This window comes from Acinetobacter rathckeae (assembly GCF_015627125.1).
Lineage (GTDB): Bacteria > Pseudomonadota > Gammaproteobacteria > Pseudomonadales > Moraxellaceae > Acinetobacter > Acinetobacter rathckeae.
Window position 1 is genome coordinate 107,123 of sequence record NZ_VTDO01000005.1, and the last position, 16,806, is coordinate 123,928.

The 16,806-nt window shown below is 40.5% G+C and carries 17 protein-coding genes; 5 read left to right on the forward strand and 12 right to left on the reverse strand.

Annotated elements, in window-relative coordinates; all coding sequences use genetic code 11:
• Positions 1 to 43: 43 nt before the first annotated feature.
• Positions 44 to 517, reverse strand: coding sequence for an RNA pyrophosphohydrolase (locus tag I2F31_RS09495; protein WP_195768951.1), 474 nt, complete (start codon positions 515 to 517; stop codon positions 44 to 46).
• A gap of 186 nt (positions 518 to 703) precedes the next feature.
• Between I2F31_RS09495 and I2F31_RS09500 the strand changes: the two genes are divergently transcribed.
• On the forward strand, positions 704 to 1,357 hold the full coding sequence (locus I2F31_RS09500) for an HAD family hydrolase (protein ID WP_195768952.1): 654 nt from the start codon (positions 704 to 706) through the stop codon (positions 1,355 to 1,357).
• 99 nt (positions 1,358 to 1,456) lie between these two features.
• Here the strand turns inward: I2F31_RS09500 and I2F31_RS09505 are convergent, their stop codons facing one another.
• The gene (locus I2F31_RS09505; RefSeq protein ID WP_195768953.1) at positions 1,457 to 1,807 is read right to left on the reverse strand and encodes an SH3 domain-containing protein; all 351 of its coding nucleotides are present in this window, start codon (positions 1,805 to 1,807) and stop codon (positions 1,457 to 1,459) included.
• A gap of 49 nt (positions 1,808 to 1,856) precedes the next feature.
• The gene (locus I2F31_RS09510) at positions 1,857 to 2,720 is read right to left on the reverse strand and encodes a LysR family transcriptional regulator (RefSeq protein ID WP_195768954.1); all 864 of its coding nucleotides are present in this window, start codon (positions 2,718 to 2,720) and stop codon (positions 1,857 to 1,859) included.
• Positions 2,721 to 2,962: 242 nt separating this feature from the next.
• On the opposite strand from I2F31_RS09510, the gene leuC reads away from it, so the two are divergent.
• The 4 genes from leuC to leuB all read left to right on the forward strand — a co-directional run bounded on the left by leuC (position 2,963) and on the right by leuB (position 6,821).
• Positions 2,963 to 4,381 (forward strand): 3-isopropylmalate dehydratase large subunit, encoded by a 1,419-nt coding sequence (leuC, locus tag I2F31_RS09515; protein ID WP_213014856.1) that lies wholly within the window; start codon positions 2,963 to 2,965, stop codon positions 4,379 to 4,381.
• An 11-nt stretch (positions 4,382 to 4,392) separates the two neighbouring features.
• Positions 4,393 to 5,043, forward strand: a complete 651-nt coding sequence (leuD, locus tag I2F31_RS09520; RefSeq protein WP_195768956.1) for a 3-isopropylmalate dehydratase small subunit — start codon at positions 4,393 to 4,395, stop codon at positions 5,041 to 5,043.
• Between the two features lie 86 nt (positions 5,044 to 5,129).
• Positions 5,130 to 5,705, forward strand: a complete 576-nt coding sequence (locus tag I2F31_RS09525) for a hypothetical protein (protein ID WP_195768957.1) — start codon at positions 5,130 to 5,132, stop codon at positions 5,703 to 5,705.
• Between the two features lie 39 nt (positions 5,706 to 5,744).
• Positions 5,745 to 6,821, forward strand: coding sequence for a 3-isopropylmalate dehydrogenase (gene leuB / locus I2F31_RS09530; RefSeq protein WP_195768958.1), 1,077 nt, complete (start codon positions 5,745 to 5,747; stop codon positions 6,819 to 6,821).
• A gap of 463 nt (positions 6,822 to 7,284) precedes the next feature.
• Here leuB and infA read toward each other — a convergent pair whose 3' ends face one another.
• The 9 genes from infA to I2F31_RS09575 form a co-directional block, all read right to left on the reverse strand.
• Positions 7,285 to 7,506, reverse strand: a complete 222-nt coding sequence (infA, locus tag I2F31_RS09535) for a translation initiation factor IF-1 (protein ID WP_004692529.1) — start codon at positions 7,504 to 7,506, stop codon at positions 7,285 to 7,287.
• A gap of 102 nt (positions 7,507 to 7,608) precedes the next feature.
• The gene (truA, locus tag I2F31_RS09540; RefSeq protein ID WP_195768959.1) at positions 7,609 to 8,406 is read right to left on the reverse strand and encodes a tRNA pseudouridine(38-40) synthase TruA; all 798 of its coding nucleotides are present in this window, start codon (positions 8,404 to 8,406) and stop codon (positions 7,609 to 7,611) included.
• 12 nt (positions 8,407 to 8,418) lie between these two features.
• Positions 8,419 to 9,396 carry an asparaginase domain-containing protein gene (locus I2F31_RS09545; RefSeq protein WP_195768960.1) on the reverse strand — a complete coding sequence of 326 codons (978 nt, stop codon included), beginning with the start codon at positions 9,394 to 9,396 and terminating at the stop codon, positions 8,419 to 8,421.
• A 46-nt stretch (positions 9,397 to 9,442) separates the two neighbouring features.
• Positions 9,443 to 11,029, reverse strand: a complete 1,587-nt coding sequence (locus I2F31_RS09550; RefSeq protein ID WP_195773831.1) for a hypothetical protein — start codon at positions 11,027 to 11,029, stop codon at positions 9,443 to 9,445.
• Between the two features lie 65 nt (positions 11,030 to 11,094).
• On the reverse strand, positions 11,095 to 12,072 hold the full coding sequence (locus I2F31_RS09555) for a type IV pilus assembly protein FimV (RefSeq protein ID WP_195768962.1): 978 nt from the start codon (positions 12,070 to 12,072) through the stop codon (positions 11,095 to 11,097).
• Between the two features lie 117 nt (positions 12,073 to 12,189).
• The gene (asd, locus tag I2F31_RS09560; protein ID WP_195773832.1) at positions 12,190 to 13,308 is read right to left on the reverse strand and encodes an aspartate-semialdehyde dehydrogenase; all 1,119 of its coding nucleotides are present in this window, start codon (positions 13,306 to 13,308) and stop codon (positions 12,190 to 12,192) included.
• Positions 13,309 to 13,428: 120 nt separating this feature from the next.
• Positions 13,429 to 14,370: an LpxL/LpxP family acyltransferase gene (locus I2F31_RS09565; protein ID WP_195768964.1), complete on the reverse strand. Its 942-nt coding sequence runs from the start codon at positions 14,368 to 14,370 to the stop codon at positions 13,429 to 13,431.
• Positions 14,371 to 14,449: 79 nt separating this feature from the next.
• Complete coding sequence (locus tag I2F31_RS09570) at positions 14,450 to 14,842, reverse strand: tautomerase family protein (protein WP_195768965.1); 393 nt, start codon at positions 14,840 to 14,842, stop codon at positions 14,450 to 14,452.
• A gap of 67 nt (positions 14,843 to 14,909) precedes the next feature.
• Complete coding sequence (locus tag I2F31_RS09575) at positions 14,910 to 16,781, reverse strand: ATP-binding cassette domain-containing protein (RefSeq protein ID WP_195773833.1); 1,872 nt, start codon at positions 16,779 to 16,781, stop codon at positions 14,910 to 14,912.
• Positions 16,782 to 16,806: the final 25 nt, after the last annotated feature.

Here is a 16,806-nt window from a genome sequence, read left to right on the forward strand (position 1 = left end):
ATACAGAAAAATCATTCACTAAAAATGTCTCTTTTGATCTACTTTAGTGCAAAAATTGCGTAGATAACTCAAGCATGGCTTTGCGGTAAACATCTCGTTTAAAATTGACGACTTGCCCAAGTGGATACCAATAACTGACCCATTGCCACTGGTCAAACTCGGGTGGGTGTGACAAATTTAGCTGTATGTATTTGGTTGGTGCGATGAGACGCAATAAAAACCATTTTTGTTTCTGACCAATACAAATCGGTTCAGATCCTGAACGAATGTATCTGTGTGGCAAACGATAGCGTAACCAACCTTTGGTTTGAGCAATCATTTGGACGTGTTCTGGAAGTAGACCAACTTCTTCCCTAAGCTCTCTATAAAGGGCTTGCTCAGCAGTTTCACCTTGCTGTATACCACCTTGTGGAAATTGCCAAGCATTGTGCCCAATGCGTTTTGCCCATAACACTTGTCCATTATCGTTTGCCAAAATGATCCCGACATTGGGTCGGAAACCTTCGGAGTCGATCATTTGGCTACCTGTAATTGTGCTGATTTTTATAGGTCTGATTTGGGCAAATGCGTTTTTTATACAGTTGTCAAAAAAAGACCGTAGAATCTTATTAAATAATTGTTATGATCTTAACGAATTTCTGACCTTAATCGGTGATTGATTTACATTTTTTTTCTTTATTATTCAAATTAAATGAGAGTTTTCATGAAATTGGCTTTATTTGACTTAGATCACACCCTACTAAATACCGACTCAGATCATTCTTGGGGAGAGTTTTTGATTAAAGAGGGTTTGGTTGATGAAAAGCGTCATCGTGAAATGAATGATCAGTTTTATGAAGATTACAAAACAGGCCAATTAGACCCAATTGCTTATAATGAGTTTGTCTTTGAGTTTTTAACCCAACATGATCAGGCTACGCTCGCAAAAATTCATGCTCGATTTATGCAAACAGTGATCGTTCCTCAAATGCGACCACAGGGGTTAGAGATGGTGAAGTACCATCAATCGCTTGGTCATGCGTTGGTGGGTATTACCGCAACCAACGACTTTATTACTACCCCTATTTTTAATGCTTTTGGGATTACACAGGTGATTGCCACACAAGCTGAACAAAAAGCAGGTGTGTATACAGGCCATGTGGCAGGAACGCCGTGTTTTCAAGCAGGGAAGTTAGTGCGTTTAGAGCAGTGGCTTAATGGCAAAGATGTTGAAGAAAGTTGGGCATATTCAGATTCATTTAATGACCGTTTTTTATTAGAGTATGCTACACATGCGTTTGCTGTGACACCTGATGACCGTTTAGCAGTACTTGCGCATGAGCAAGCATGGCCAATTTTAGATTGGTCTATGGCTTAACGGTTTTGGATTAAGCTATTGTAAACAGAGCACTTTGCTAAAGACATCATGCTTGAAATGGGGTTCTTGCAAGTGTTCTGTGCTCATGTGACACATAGATTATGTGTTTTCTATACACTTTTGCAGCACCTCTAAAGGAATCCAACCTTCTTCTTTGGTCGATTTATTGATACCCCATATCCAACCATTGAGCTCTTCTATTTTTTCAATTATATCGTTGGTATCAGCATCTAATTCTTTTGCCGAATAGTTTTTATTGATATAGCCCTCTGTATTGCTTTGAAAGTCGATGATTTGTTTGGGGATCCAACCGCTATTATTCTGTGTTTTGCAAAAAAACCAGCCCTTCCATTGCTCATCTTGTAAACCAATATCTACTTTAGTGCCACGTGTGACTATGATTGGATTTTTGTATTGGCTTTCATATTTTTTGATGACATTAAATATCACTTTAAACTATCCCATCAGTTTTGCTATTTAAGACATGCTTTTAAGGCGATTATTGTGTTTGCATAAACTGAATCAGTGCTTCAGTGGCTTTAGATTGACTGCGATTGGGGTGCCAGACCATACCTAGGGTACGTTTAAGCTCAATATCAATATCTAAACGCACAAGCTCATCATTCAGCAGTGTTTGAGGTAAGACTGACCAGCCTAAACCAATAGAAGCCAACATACGAATGGACTCTAAAGGGTTGTTGGTCATACTGACTTTCGGGCGTAAATTGTGCTTTTCAAATTCAGCCAAAGTAATTTGACTGGTATATGTTTTTGCTGCAGGCAATAGGCTTGGGTATGTTATTAACTGCTCAAGGCTCAGTTGTTTGACTGATGCCAATGGGTGGAATGGTGCGGCCACAAAAATAAGAGGATCTTCCCATAACGAAATATAACTCAAGCGTTCATCAAGTTTTGGGGGTAAGGTTAAAAAAGCAATTTCTAAGTCACCTGCAAGTACTTGCTCATGTGCCTGTTCCGAATCTACAAACTTTACATCGAGCGTGACTTGAGGGTACTGCTGTACGTAATGTTTTAAATGGTGAGGTAAATGATGTAGTCCAATATGGTGACTTGTACCCAATTTAAGTAAACCTTGAACAGAATCATGTTCATGGCTTAATGTATGATGAATACTGCCAAGGGTATTGAGCCATGTTTTCACTTGAGGCAATAAGCTATACGCCACTTGTGTGGGTTGAATGCCTCGGCCAGCAGATTCAAATAAGCGTACGTTAAAGTAAGCCTCTACATTATGAATACGTTTCGTCACAGCAGGCTGAGTAATAAAAAGTAAATCTGCTGCCACAGAAATAGAGCCTGTTTCCATGACTTTGACAAATGCTTCAAAAGCAGCCAGATTCATGGTTTATTCCTTTTTATTAAAAATAATTTTATACAATATCATATATCTTATTATTTTTTTTTATGCAACTTTTGTTGTGTCTTGGCTTTTTAAATAGAGGATTCATTCTGTGACTAAATGTACTGAAATGATTCCAAAAAGTTTAATGATGTATAAAAATGATAAATTAGATTTATGATAGACTCTAGTTATAATACAGTGAAAGCAACCTAAACGCACCCAGTCCAATGGAGTACAACGACATGGCAGGCAAAACGTTATACGATAAATTATGGGATGACCATTTAGTTAAACAACGTGACGATGGCTCAAGTTTAATCTATATCGACAGACAACTTTTACATGAAGTAACCTCACCACAGGCCTTTGAAGGTCTTGTACTGGCAGGTCGTCAGCCGTGGCGTTTAGGGGCAAATGTTGCTACACCAGATCATAACGTACCAACCTCTAAAAAAGAACGTGAGCAAGGCATTGCAGGAATTGAAGACAATACCTCTCGTATACAAGTACAAACCTTAGATGATAACTGTAAAAGCTTTAATGTCGTGCAGTTTGGTATTAATGATATTCGTCAGGGTATTGTGCATGTGGTTGGCCCTGAGCAAGGCTTAACCTTGCCGGGTATGACTGTGGTATGTGGTGACTCGCATACTGCCACACATGGTGCATTTGGCTGTTTGGCACATGGTATTGGTACATCAGAAGTGGAGCATGTCCTTGCAACGCAGTGCTTAGTACAGAAAAAAATGAAAAATATGCTTGTACGTGTCGATGGCAAGTTGGGTCAGGGCGTGACATCAAAAGATGTTGTACTTGCCATTATTGGTAAAATTGGTACGGCAGGTGGCACGGGGCATGCCATTGAATTTGGTGGTCAAGTATTCCGTGATATGTCTATAGAAGGACGTATGACGGTGTGTAACATGGCCATTGAAGGTGGTGCACGTGTTGGTTTAGTCGCTGTAGATGACAAAACCATTGAATACGTGAAAAACCGACCATATGCACCAAAAGGTCAAGATTGGGACAAAGCTGTTGAGTATTGGAACACCTTGCATTCAGATGATGATGCACATTTCGATACTGTCGTGGTATTACAAGGTGAAGAGATTGAACCACAAGTGTCTTGGGGTACATCACCTGAAATGGTTATTCCCGTGTCTAAAATGGTGCCTACACTTGAAGAAGCAAAAGATGATGTGCAACGTAACGACTGGATTCGCTCATACCAATATATGGGTTTAACTGCAGGTCAAGCGTTACAAGACATTTGCCTTGATCGAGTGTTTATTGGTTCATGTACTAATTCACGTATTGAAGATATTCGTGCAGCAGCAGAAGTGGTTAAAGGGCGTAAAGTCGCACCTACCATTAAGCAAGCGATGGTTGTACCAGGCTCAGGCTTAGTGAAGTCACAGGCAGAGAATGAAGGTTTACATCAAATCTTTATTGATGCAGGTTTTGAATGGCGTGAGCCAGGTTGTTCAATGTGTTTGGCGATGAATGCAGATAAATTACAGTCAGGTGAGCATTGTGCTTCAACCTCAAACCGTAATTTTGAAGGCCGTCAGGGTAATGGTGGTCGTACGCATTTAGTGAGTCCAGCAATGGCAGCAGCCGCTGCGATTGCAGGTCATTTTGTTGATGTTCGCACATTCTAAGGAGTAGCACAGTGAAAGCATATATCGTTGAAACAGGCCTTGTTGCACCTTTAGACCGTGCCAATGTCGATACCGACTTAATTATTCCTAAGCAGTTTTTAAAATCAATTAAACGCACAGGTTTTGGCGACAACTTATTTGACGAGCTTCGTTATTTAGATGAAGGGTATTTAGGACAAGACATTAATAAACGTCCGAAAAACCCAGATTTTGTGTTAAACCAAGCACGTTACCAAGGTGCAACCATTTTAGTGACCCGTAAAAACTTTGGCTGTGGTTCAAGTCGTGAGCATGCACCGTGGGCACTCAATGAATACGGTTTTCGTACTGTGATTGCACCAAGCTATGCCGACATTTTTTTCAACAATAGTTTCAAAAATGGCATGTTACCTGTGATTTTGTCGGAAGAGCAGGTTGATTTTATTATTAAATCTTGCCAAGCCAATGAGGGATATACCTTAACAGTTGATCTTGCATCACAAGAAGTACGTTTGAGTACGGGTGAGGTATTTACATTTGAAGTTGACCCATTTCGTAAACACTGTTTATTAAACGGTTTAGATGATATTGGTTTAACCTTACAAGATGGCGATTTAATTCGTGCTTACGAAGATAAAATTAAACAACGTAAGCCATGGATTTTTAATGCACTTTCATCTTAAGCCAATGATAGTCGTGGTGTGCCAAACAAACTCTTGCTAAGATGAGTCATCTTTTGAGTAGACTGCCGTCAGGTTGGCTTAAATCCATGAAAAACATGATTGCTAAAATGCTGTTTATTGGCATGTGCTGTTTGAGTTTCAGTGCATGTCAAACAACACCGAAGCATTTGGTTTCAAAGCAAGCGTTACCTAATAATAGTACTGTAAAAATTTTTTGCGATGGTGCAAAAGCATGTGAGTTTGAGCGTGTGAGCCATGTGCGCATTGTAAATGAAAACACACACTTGGTTGACTATGATGCCATTCAAAAAGGCTATGTTCGCTTACAGTTAAGTTCGACTTTAGAGTCAAACCACTTGTACTTAACCGTACCTGCACAGCAACAAGAAGTTGTGATTCGGTTTTATCCAATTTCTTTAGAGCGTGCTGAAAAAATTAATGTGATTCATCAGTTTAAACCAAATCAAACCTATACATTTAGTATGTATAGAGATCGGATTAAGCGTGACAATAATTTACTGAGCTTATCTACACCAGACCCGTTGTGTGTCAAGCTTTTAGAAGGACAACGAGTCATTCGTGTCTTTTGTAAGCCATACAATGTTTTAACAGGTTTAGGTGAGTTTGTAGAGCAAAAAAATGACTTTAAATCACTGAGGTGATCAGTCTTTTTTATATAAAATATTACCATGGAACATGCGATGTCAAAACAAATTCTTATTTTAGCGGGCGATGGTATTGGCCCTGAAATTATTAAAGCGGCTGAAACTGTACTGGCTGAAGTGAATCAAAAATTTAACCTAGACTTGGCTTGGGAGCATGGTTTACTCGGTGGTGCTGCAATTGATGCACATGGTAGTCCATACCCTGATGTCACCAGTCAGCAAGCGAAAAATGCAGATGCTATTTTGTTAGGTGCTGTGGGTGGACCAAAATGGGATCGTATTGAGCGTTCAATTCGTCCAGAACGTGGTCTGCTTAAAATTAGAAGTGAACTCAATTTATTTGCCAATTTACGCCCTGCAATTTTGTATCCACAACTTGCCGATGCATCTAGCTTAAAACCTGAAGTGGTTGCTGGCTTAGATATTTTGATCGTACGTGAACTCACAGGTGGTATTTACTTTGGCCAACCTCGTGGTATTCGTGAATTAGAAAATGGTGAGAAACAAGGCTATAACACAGACGTATATGCTGAATCTGAAATTAAGCGTATTGCAAAAGTCGCTTTTGAAATGGCACAGTTACGTGGTGGTAAAGTGTGTTCAGTAGATAAAGCCAATGTGCTTGAAGTCACTGAACTTTGGAAGCAAACAGTCACTCAAGTACAGCAAGACAGTTACCCAAATGTTAACTTGTCGCATATGTATGTAGACAATGCCGCAATGCAACTGGTACGTGCGCCAAAGCAATTTGATGTGATTGTGACAGGCAACTTGTTTGGCGATATTTTATCTGATGAAGCGGCGATGCTTACAGGCTCAATTGGCATGTTGCCATCTGCATCACTTGATGAACAAGGCAAGGGCATGTACGAGCCTTGTCATGGTTCAGCCCCTGATATTGCAGGTCAAGATATTGCTAACCCACTTGCAACCATTTTGTCTGTAGCGATGATGCTACGTTATACGTTTAGAGAAGAAACGGCTGCGGTAGCGATTGAGCAAGCTGTCGGTAAAGTACTAGACCAAGGTTTACGTACAGCAGATATTATGTCTACAGGTATGACCAAAGTAGGCACAAAAGCGATGGGCGAGGCTGTTGTAAACGCTCTATAACGCAAGTTTTTTTGTTTAGTAATGCATGGCTATATTTAGGTAGAGCCATGCATTTTTTTATTTATTGTTTCAGGGGAAATTTGTTTCATTAAATAAAAAGTTGTCCGGTTTTTATTTGGGGTTGGGTATTTTTTATCTTATAGTTTTTGTCATGATTGCTGTGCTGTCATTCAGTGTGAATTAAGCATTAGGTCATGTGGCAATTGGTTATATGTGTTTCTTGGCCTTTATAATTGCAATGCATTTCAAAGCATATAGCGAGGTAAGTAAGGGGAAATAACTTGGTAAAATTTTATCAAGGGTCTTGGTTTACTTTTTAGTGCTCGGTTTTCCTATTAGTACATTATTGGCTTTTCTTATTTTTTCATATACGAAAGAATCGAACTGGCAAACGTTCAATACCTAAATAAAGGCGTAAAAAAAGCCACATGATATGCAGTGGCTTTTTTGCTTCGACTAATGACTAGCGCGCACGATAAGTAATACGACCTTTACTTAAGTCATAAGGCGTCATTTCAACTTTTACGCTATCGCCAGTTAAAATACGAATGTAATGTTTACGCATTTTACCAGAAATGTGTGCAATGACTTCATGCCCATTTTCTAAACGAACACGAAACATAGTATTAGGAAGCGTTTCGGTGACAACGCCTTCGAACTCAATCAGTTCCTCTTTATTGGCCATAGCCTACCTAAATGAATAAAATAACAAGGTGCAAATTATATACAACTTACAATAAGAATACAAGCAAGCAACTTATTGCGACCTATAAAATGAGCAGGGTATTTACGTTGGCCAGTTTAACCATTGTGGGCCAAGTGCCACTTGAGGTAAATCAAATATTTCAGGGTAGCCTGCTTGAATAAAATATAGCCCATCTGGAGGTGCGGTCATGCCAGCGGCTTTACGGTCGAGTGCCGCAAAAATGGTATCTATATGATCTTCATCGTGGACGTGTTGTCCAATATCGAGTAAACAGCCAACAATATTACGTACCATATGATGTAGAAAACCATCTGCTTGAATGTCTAATACCATAAATGGCCCATGCTGGGTCAGTGTACAGTGAGAAACATGTCTGATTGGTTGGTTGGACTGGCAAGCTGCTGCACGGAAACTTTCAAAGTTATGTGTGCCCTCAAATTTCTTCGCTGCCTGTTGCATGGCTAAAAAGTCGAGTGGCGTGTGTATATGGGTGACTTGCTTATGCAATAGTGCAGGGCGATGCGGTGCGTTATAAATCACATAACGATAACGCCGTGAGTTGGCTTTAAAACGTGCATGAAAGTCATCATTCATGCGTTTAATCCACTGTACCGAAATATCTTTTGGAAGTTGGCTATTTGTACCTCTAACCCAACCGTGATCGGTACGATCAGATGGACTATCAAAATGTGCGACCATATTGGTGGCGTGTACGCCTGCATCGGTACGGCCTGCACCATGTAAAATAACGCTGTGGTTTGCGACTTTACTGAGTACCTGCTCTAAGGTTTCTTGTACACTCACCACACCTGCTTGTTGGGTTTGCCACCCTCGGTAGTGTGTACCGCAAAACTCAATTCCTATGGCATAACGTTGCATGTAAACCTCAAACTATGTTGCATCTGCCCAATGTTGACGATATTGGCTGACGTGCTGATAGGTTAAATATAATTTTAAAATTTTGGCATATAAGTCGGCATGGCCTATACCGTCTGAAACCATAATATCGGCATCTTTCACCCATTGGCTAATGGCATAGCGTTGGTCAAGGCTTCCAAATGTGACTTGCGTGGTGAGTATGGCCAAACAGTTTTGTTGTTGTAAGTGTTTAATGTGCTGAACAATCTGTGGATTCGTTGCAATATTACCTGTACCAAAACCTTGTAAGATTAAAAAGTCAGGAGCTTGTGTCGCAATCAGTTGTAGTTGCTTTTGAAGTTGTTGTTGTTCAGTTGGTTGTAGCATCAAATTCATGATGTTGAGTGTTTCTGCACGTGTAATATCTGCATCTGTGACAATATGTGCGATTTGCGGTTTTGTAAGTTGTTCTGTGCTTGAAACACCTTTAAATGCATGCAGGGCAGTGGTGTGGTATTTAATCACACTATGGCCATGGAATAGCTGTCCATTAAAGCTTAGGTGTACTCCACTGGTAACATGGCTAATATGTTCAAGTGCATGTCGTAGGTTATCTAAAGCATCTGTCGTGGTACGTACAGCTGAGCCGTCAGTGTTGAGTAAAGGGTATTGGCTTCCTGTTAAAATAACAGTGCAACTTTGTGCTAAAAAGCGTGTTAGTACGGCACTGGCATAACTTAAAGTATCTGTACCATGAATAATAATAAATTTTTGGATTTGCTTTTCGTGTTGTAATTGCTGAATAAATTGAATCAAGCGTAACCAAGTTTTGGCTGTGCAGGCACTACTGTCAATAATATCTGGTGCGGCGTAGCAGTCAAAATCGACTGTACTGTAAGGGCGAATGATGGATTGTAGCTGAGGTAAAAACTCAGTGTGGGGCATTGGACTGAGTGGAGATCCGACACAGCCGAATGTTCCACCCATATAAATGACAGCAACTTTTGACATAAGACAATGTAATCATGAGCAAAAGTCTATGATAAATCGAACGGCTTTAAGATGCCATTTTATTTAGTAGTTGATCTACCTTGAGTTTCTGAGAGACTGAAAATTCAACATCAGGTACAGATAAAAGTTGCTTAGCACGCTCATATTCACCAATCGTGATGTACTCTGCGGCTAAATCAAGGTTGAGCTGTGCTTCATCAAGTTGTATTAATTCATCAAATTGATCAAGTAATACATCTGCTTTTGTTGCAGTAACTGTTGGCGATGTTTCAGCGACAATATGATGCTGTTGTTGCGTGGTCAGATTGCCTGCTTCAGGTTCTTGTGCAGTGAACGTAAATTCAAGTGGTGTATTGGTCGCGTATTCTTCAGGTTTTTCTAGTGTGATTGAGCTTGTACCATCTGATACAGGGTCGGTGTCAAGTTCAATCGATTGAGGCGTTGCAAGTGAGGTTGTTTGGGTACTGTAATGAAGCGACTGATCAGATGTTTCCTCTGTATTTAACAGAGAATCATTTTTTGTATCACTAATTTGATCTTCTGGTTCTAAAACGAAGTCTAAATGTCTTGCGCTTGTGAGATCTGTTGCTGCGTCATTGTTGGTTGGCTGTTTTTCACTAAAGTTGAACTCTAGATCTGATGCAGGGTTTTGCGTTGGTGCGTGATTTATTTCATTTGAATGGTCGAATGTAAAATCGAGGTCTTTTAATTCAAATTGATCTTGTTGTACTTCATCTATTTGATCTTTGCTTACATCTGGTTCGAGTACAAGTGCTTGATCAGGTGTGTCTGTCTGCGTTTGATGGTCTGCATTATGGTGTGTTGAGTTAGCTTTTTCATGGTCTGGTTCAGTGCCATAGAAGTCTAGTAAGCCGAGATCATCAGCCTTGTCTGTTTGGTTACTTGGTTTAGTTGCAGTATCTTGTGGCTTCTGGACTTGCTCATAAGACAGAGCAGGCACTTCAGTGCTAGGTGTATTTTCTACTAATGATTTATGGTGTTGAGTATCACTTTTTGTTTCATGACTTACCTGAGCTGTATGTTGCTCTGGAGTCTCTTTAGGTGCACTCGTGATGGTATTTTCTACTGTTTCATGGGTTAATTCAGTTGCTGCCACGGTTGCAGTTGATGCGGCTAAGGCAACTTTCTTTTCAGCATCTTGTTTTTTCTGTAGTTGATCTGCTGCAAATTCATGTTCAATATTTTCTATAATATCAAACAACTTTAATTGTTTAAGGTGCCCAATCAGCTGTTTAGTTGCAATTTCATCGTCTTGTTTGCGATAGACCTGAGCAAGTAAAAGGTACAGTTGGTGTTGTTCTGGGTTATTGTTAAGCTCTTGGTTGATCTTTGCCTCAGCCAAAGAAAAGTTATTGGCATGAATCAAGTCTTGAATTTGAGCAAAGGTTACGCTGTGGCTTTCTTGCTGTTTTTTACTGATTTGAGGTGCATCTTGATCTGGTACTGCCGTTTTTTCTGCAGCGACTGTTTCTTTTTTTGTTTTTGATGCTTTTTCTTTTACCTTTTTTGTTTTTTTCTCGGTGTGAGCATCATCTTTATTGGCTTGCTCTCTCTTTTTAAGAAATAGAGCAACAACGAGTAAAATGATACATGGAATAATATATATGAGCATACCTATACCTTAAATTGTTATAGCTTATGTAATCTGAGTTAATTTGAGTGATTTAACATACCAATTTATGAGCGGGAGTTTTTCTCGTTCAGTTGTTTGATCTGTTGTCTTAGGTCATTAATTCTTCCATTAATCACATCAAATTTAGCATTTCTTTGTTTCATTTCGCGTTGCAAACGGGCAATTTCATGTTCTAAAGAACGAATGCGGGCTTTTGTTTGTAACAGTTCTTTTTGAATGTCTTCTGACAATTGATCTGTACTGCGTTCAGCGGGCTTACGAGTAGCAGGTGTAGGTATCATTACGCTATCTTGAAGAGCCTTTTGAATGTGTTTTGAACCCCAAATATTAATCTTCACGCCGGATTTGATATGGTTCATGTTATGTCGTGTAAATGCATTTGGGTTATCTGCTTTAATTTTTCTGGCAATATCATCAAGACGTTCGCCTGTTTGCGTTGCAATTTTTTCAGAAATAGACCATAGGGTGTCTTGTGGTTTGACCTTATAAATGAATTTTATATCATCATTATGATTTACAATAACATTATTTGTATCATCTGTTGCTATTGCTTTAGATGTGGTTTTATTTTTTATATTATTTTCGTTGCTGCTAATGGCTACAGGGGAGAGCGTTTTTTCTTCATTGTGTGTTTCTGAGGCTGCATTATTTACTTTAAAAGGAATATTAATCCGTTTGAGGTATGGCATGTCTGACTCAGTCACTTTAAGCACAAAATTAATGCGTGATGAGCGAATGGGTTTGTTTGAAGTGACTACAATTACACCAAAATTAGCCCCATTTTTACGTACAACAAACCCCATATCTTTACTATTAATCCCTAGCTTTGATACTTCGTCGTCATCTTCGATATTTACACGAATCGACTTAATATTTGTTGCTTCGCTATAAGGAACTTCCATATAAAGGAGTTGCTCTTTGGTTGACTGAATCACAGGCTGACCTAAAACAAGTGCATGGCCTGTTTGTGCCAAAAAGCATGTGAACAGTGCAGTAAGACAAAACTTTTGAGGTAAGGTCATAGCGTCAATCATAATATTTAAAATGGGTGCTACTCTAATGTAGCGATAAGTTTTACATTTGTAAAATTTTTATAAAAAAGCCAATCATTAGATTGGCTTTTCAAGTGAATATGTGCGTTATTTGGCTTTATACTCAAGTAAAATTCTAAGCATACGGCGTAATGGTTCAGCAGCACCCCAAAGCAGTTGGTCACCTACGGTGAATGCCCCAAGGTATTCTTTACCCATGTTGAGCTTACGTAAACGGCCTACAGGAACAGTGAGTGTACCCGTGACGGCAACTGGTGATAGCTCATGTATAGAGGCTTCACGGGTATTTGGAATGACTTTCGCCCACTCATTTGACTGGCGAATCATGTCTTCAATTTCATCTAGAGGTACATCTTTACGTAGTTTGATGGTGAGTGCTTGCGAGTGGCAACGCATTGCACCAATACGTACACAGTGCCCATCAATGGGGATGATGCTCGAGTGACCTAAAATTTTGTTGGTTTCAGCTTGGGCTTTCCACTCTTCTTTTGATTGACCATTTTCAAGTTGCTTGTCGATATATGGAATCAAAGAACCTGCAAGTGGCACACCAAAGTTTGCTTTTGGAAAGTCAGTACCACGTTGTAGCTGAGCCACTTCACGGTCGATATCTAAAATGGCCGATTTTGGGTCATCAAGTAATGTTTTTGTGTTGTTGTAGAGATAGCCCATGCTTGTAATCAGTTCACGCATGTTCTGTGCACCTGCACCAGAAGCTGCTTGATAGGTCATGGCACTCATCCATTCAACAAGGTTGTTTTGGAATAAAGAGCCTAACCCCATGAGCATGAGTGACACGGTACAGTTACCGCCCACAAATGTGGTTGTCTCTTGCGTGAGTGCATTTTGAATGACATTTGCGTTCACAGGGTCGAGTACAATCACTGCATCATCTTTCATACGTAGTGTAGATGCTGCATCGATCCAGTAACCATTCCAACCAGTGGCTTTTAGTGGGCCATACACTTCGGTCGTGTAGTCACCACCTTGGCAGGTAATAATGACATCCATCTGTTTCAGACTGTCAATATCTGTTGCGTCCATAAGTGCTGGGGCGGTTTTGCCGCCAAAAGCAGGGGCTTCACCACCTGCGTTACTGGTAGAAAAATAAAATGGCTCGATGTGAGCAAAGTCATTTTCTTCAACCATACGTTGCATTAGAACAGAACCAACCATTCCACGCCAACCGACCAGACCTACTTTCATGTCATTGTGCCTCGGTAGTGTATTAAAATAAAAAAGGACTTCCGAGTGTATCAAACCTAGTTTGAACTGCAATAGTAAGTTGCCGTGAAATACATGATTTTTTTAAGGGTTTAGCGCTATTTATTGGTAAATGTTTGGGTAGCCTTCAGGTCTGGTTTTAAATCGTCGGTGAAACCACATATATTGGGTCGGTGCAATGCGTAGTTGTTGCTCGATGATTTGGTTAACCCGAGTGGCATCTTCAAGTTCGTTGTCTGAAGGCATGTGATCAAGGGCAGGCTCAATTAAGATTTTATAGTGTGGGTTTTTCTCATCGCCATCACGGTAAAAATACAGTGGAATAGCCACGGCTTTAGAGATTTTAAGTAATCTTCGGTGTGCCGTGACCGTTGCAGCAGGTACACCAAAAAATGGGGCCATGACGCCTTGTTTAAGGCCAAAGTCTTGGTCTGGGCTGTACCAAATGGCATCACCTGCTTTGAGCTGTTTGATGAGCCCTCGCATGTCGTCATGGTCTATTTGAGTTTTATAGATGGTGGCACGGCAACGGTAAATCAGCATGTCGAGCAGTGGGTTGTTTTGGGGTCTATACACGACATCAGGATTAAAATATTTGGAACAAATGTAGCCACCTGCATCAAGCAGGGTGCTGTGTGTGCCAAGCAGTAAAATACCTTGTCCATTTTTTTGTGCATTTTCGAGGTGTTCTAAGCCTTCAATGCTGACCCGACCTTTAAACCACTGAGGTTTATACCATGCATTGAGTGTTTCAAAAACACCTAGCATCATGTCATGAAAGACTTGTTTACTTTGTTCATATACGTATTGTTCAGACCATTCAGGAAAGCAAACCTTTAAATTGGTGATGGTGGTTTTTTTACGTGATTTCAGTAAACTCCAGCATAGGTTTGCCAAAGCATGTGCAATTGCACGTTGTATCGGCCATGGCAAAATAGCAAGTAGCATGAGCAGTATAATAGATAGCCAGTTGAGCCAGTATTTGGGTTGTAAAAATTGGTAGTAAAATTTGCCTGGAATATACTGTGGGCTAGAGTTGCTCATAGATGAAATGGTCGACGTTTAGATGAAAAAAACTGGGCTAGTTTAACATGATGTATTTGAGTTGTGATATGTGGCGGATTTATTCTAGATCCACCGCATAGTTTAATTGTAATTCATCGCCCAGTTTGCCTCGAATCCCCCAATGTGAACGTGGCGTTTCAAATAGGGTAATTTCAATGTCTTGTGGTGATATGCCACACTGTTGTTGTATGTTTTGAAAGATTGTTCGTATGAGTTGTTTTTTATGGACTTCGCTACGTCCTTCAAACATAGATATTTCAATGATGGTGTAGTGTGCTGAGCGATCATTGGGATAAATAAAATCTTCATGATGAAGTGCAATAAAGCGTTGAAAGCATTTGTCTTCGGGTAAATTGAAGCAATGAACCAATGCCTGATGAATGGCCTGTGAAAGTGTTGCTCTAAATTGACGAATTGTCTGCTGTTGAGCATATATTTTTATTTGTGACATGTTTGACCTATTATTTTTATATGCAATGACCCCAAACCATCAACTGTTGGTTTGGGGTGGATGCTGTTTATTTGCTATCTAAGGTGTCCCAACGCTCAAGTTTTTCAAGCAGTTGTTCTTCAATCTCTGCAAGGCGTTGGCTTGCAAGGGTCGCGGCCTCTGCATCTTTGAGAAACCAAGAACCATCAGCCAATTTGTCGGTCAGCTCAGTTTGCTCTCGCTCCAACTTTTCAATCTCTTGAGGCAGTTGCTCGAGCTCACGCTGATCTTTATAGCTGAGCTTGGTTTTTTGTGGCGTATTAGATTTTTCAGCCTTAGCACTGTCTTTTTTTACCGTTGTTGGGGTAATGCTCGGACGCTGTGCTAAATAATCTTGGTAGCCACCAATATATTCTGCAATACCACCTTTACCATCAAAGACCCATGTTGATGTGACTACGTTATCCATAAAGGCACGGTCATGGCTAATCAGAAGTAGTGTGCCTTTGTATTCAGCAAGCATTTCTTCAAGTAGCTCTAAGGTCACCATGTCTAGGTCGTTGGTTGGTTCGTCCATCACAATCAGGTTAGATGGTTTGAGCAATAATTTTGCGAGTAACACACGGTTTCTTTCACCGCCAGAGAGTGCTTTAACTGGGGTGCGGGCACGTTCTGGTGAGAATAAGAAGTCTTGTAAGTAGCTTAAAATATGACGGCGTTGTCCATTTACATCGATGAAGTCTGAACCTTCAGAAACGTTGTTGGCGACAGAGTTTTCTAAATCCAGTTGGTTACGCAATTGGTCAAAATATGCAATTTCAAGTTGTGTGCCTGTTTTGACTTCGCCTGTATGTGCGATTTCACCCAAAATGGCTTTGATAAGCGTGGTTTTACCCACACCGTTGTCACCGACAAGGCCAATACGGTCACCACGCATCACGACGGTTGAAAAGTTATTAATGAGTAATGCATCATCATAACGGACAGATAGGTTTTCAATATCAAACACCAGTTTGCCTGAGCGTTGGGCCTCTTGTACGCCCATGTTGACTTTGCCTTGCTGAGAGCGACGTGCCTTAGAGGTTTCTCTAAGTGCTTTTAATGCACGTACACGGCCTTCGTTACGGGTACGACGGGCTTTAATGCCTTGACGAATCCATGCTTCTTCTTCAGCCAGTTTTTTATCAAATAGTGCATTTTGTTTTTCTTCTGCTTCCATTTGTTGGGCTTTGAGTTCGAGGTAGCGTGAGTAGTTACCCTCATAGCTACGCAGTGTGCCACGGTCTAGCTCGACAATACGGGTGGCTAAACGATCTACAAATGAACGGTCATGTGAAATAAACAGTAAAGTGAGATTGTTTTGTTCAAGTAAAAACTTTTCAAGCCATTCAATGCTTTCGACATCTAAATGGTTGGTTGGTTCGTCAAGCAGTAAAATATCTGGTTGTGTAAGCAGGGCTCTTGCCAGTAACACACGGCGTTTTCGCCCACCAGATAAGTCGGCAAGGTCTGCTTCTGGGTCTAAGCCCATTTTCGCTAAAATGGTGTTGACCTTGGTTTCTAGTGACCAACCATCAAGCTGATCCATTTTGTGCTGTAAATCACCCATGTGTTCACAGGCTTGCATATCACCCATGACACAGGCATCGCTGGCTTCATTGTATTGTCTTAAAATTTGGGCAACTTCGCCTGCACCATCTGCCACAATGTCGGCCACTCGGCCATTATCCATGGGTACATCTTGGGTGAGCATCGATACGCTCAGTCCATTTTGTATGAGTACTTCGCCTTGGTCGGCATGTAATGAGCCTTCAACAAGCTTGAGTAGTGTAGACTTACCTTCACCATTACGGCCAATTAAACATACTCGCTCGCCACGTTCTAAGGTAAAATTTGCGCCGTCGAGGAGGGCAGGGCCACCAAATGCAAGTTGGACGTCCCTTAGTGTAATATAGGCCATAATGTTTCCTAAAGTTTTAAAATAC

What these genes read in the sequence shown, in the direction of transcription:
- I2F31_RS09495 (WP_195768951.1), bottom strand. Translation starts at nt 517, where the DNA reads ATGATCGACTCCGAAGGTTTCCGACCCAATGTCGGGATCATTTTGGCA.
- I2F31_RS09500 (WP_195768952.1), top strand. Translation starts at nt 704, where the DNA reads ATGAAATTGGCTTTATTTGACTTAGATCACACCCTACTAAATACCGAC.
- I2F31_RS09510 (WP_195768954.1), bottom strand. Translation starts at nt 2,720, where the DNA reads ATGAATCTGGCTGCTTTTGAAGCATTTGTCAAAGTCATGGAAACAGGC.
- leuC (WP_213014856.1), top strand. Translation starts at nt 2,963, where the DNA reads ATGGCAGGCAAAACGTTATACGATAAATTATGGGATGACCATTTAGTT.
- I2F31_RS09525 (WP_195768957.1), top strand. Translation starts at nt 5,130, where the DNA reads ATGAAAAACATGATTGCTAAAATGCTGTTTATTGGCATGTGCTGTTTG.
- leuB (WP_195768958.1), top strand. Translation starts at nt 5,745, where the DNA reads ATGTCAAAACAAATTCTTATTTTAGCGGGCGATGGTATTGGCCCTGAA.
- infA (WP_004692529.1), bottom strand. Translation starts at nt 7,506, where the DNA reads ATGGCCAATAAAGAGGAACTGATTGAGTTCGAAGGCGTTGTCACCGAA.
- truA (WP_195768959.1), bottom strand. Translation starts at nt 8,406, where the DNA reads ATGCAACGTTATGCCATAGGAATTGAGTTTTGCGGTACACACTACCGA.
- I2F31_RS09545 (WP_195768960.1), bottom strand. Translation starts at nt 9,396, where the DNA reads ATGTCAAAAGTTGCTGTCATTTATATGGGTGGAACATTCGGCTGTGTC.
- I2F31_RS09550 (WP_195773831.1), bottom strand. Translation starts at nt 11,029, where the DNA reads ATGCTCATATATATTATTCCATGTATCATTTTACTCGTTGTTGCTCTA.
- I2F31_RS09555 (WP_195768962.1), bottom strand. Translation starts at nt 12,072, where the DNA reads ATGACCTTACCTCAAAAGTTTTGTCTTACTGCACTGTTCACATGCTTT.
- asd (WP_195773832.1), bottom strand. Translation starts at nt 13,308, where the DNA reads ATGAAAGTAGGTCTGGTCGGTTGGCGTGGAATGGTTGGTTCTGTTCTA.
- I2F31_RS09565 (WP_195768964.1), bottom strand. Translation starts at nt 14,370, where the DNA reads ATGAGCAACTCTAGCCCACAGTATATTCCAGGCAAATTTTACTACCAA.
- I2F31_RS09570 (WP_195768965.1), bottom strand. Translation starts at nt 14,842, where the DNA reads ATGTCACAAATAAAAATATATGCTCAACAGCAGACAATTCGTCAATTT.
- I2F31_RS09575 (WP_195773833.1), bottom strand. Translation starts at nt 16,781, where the DNA reads ATGGCCTATATTACACTAAGGGACGTCCAACTTGCATTTGGTGGCCCT.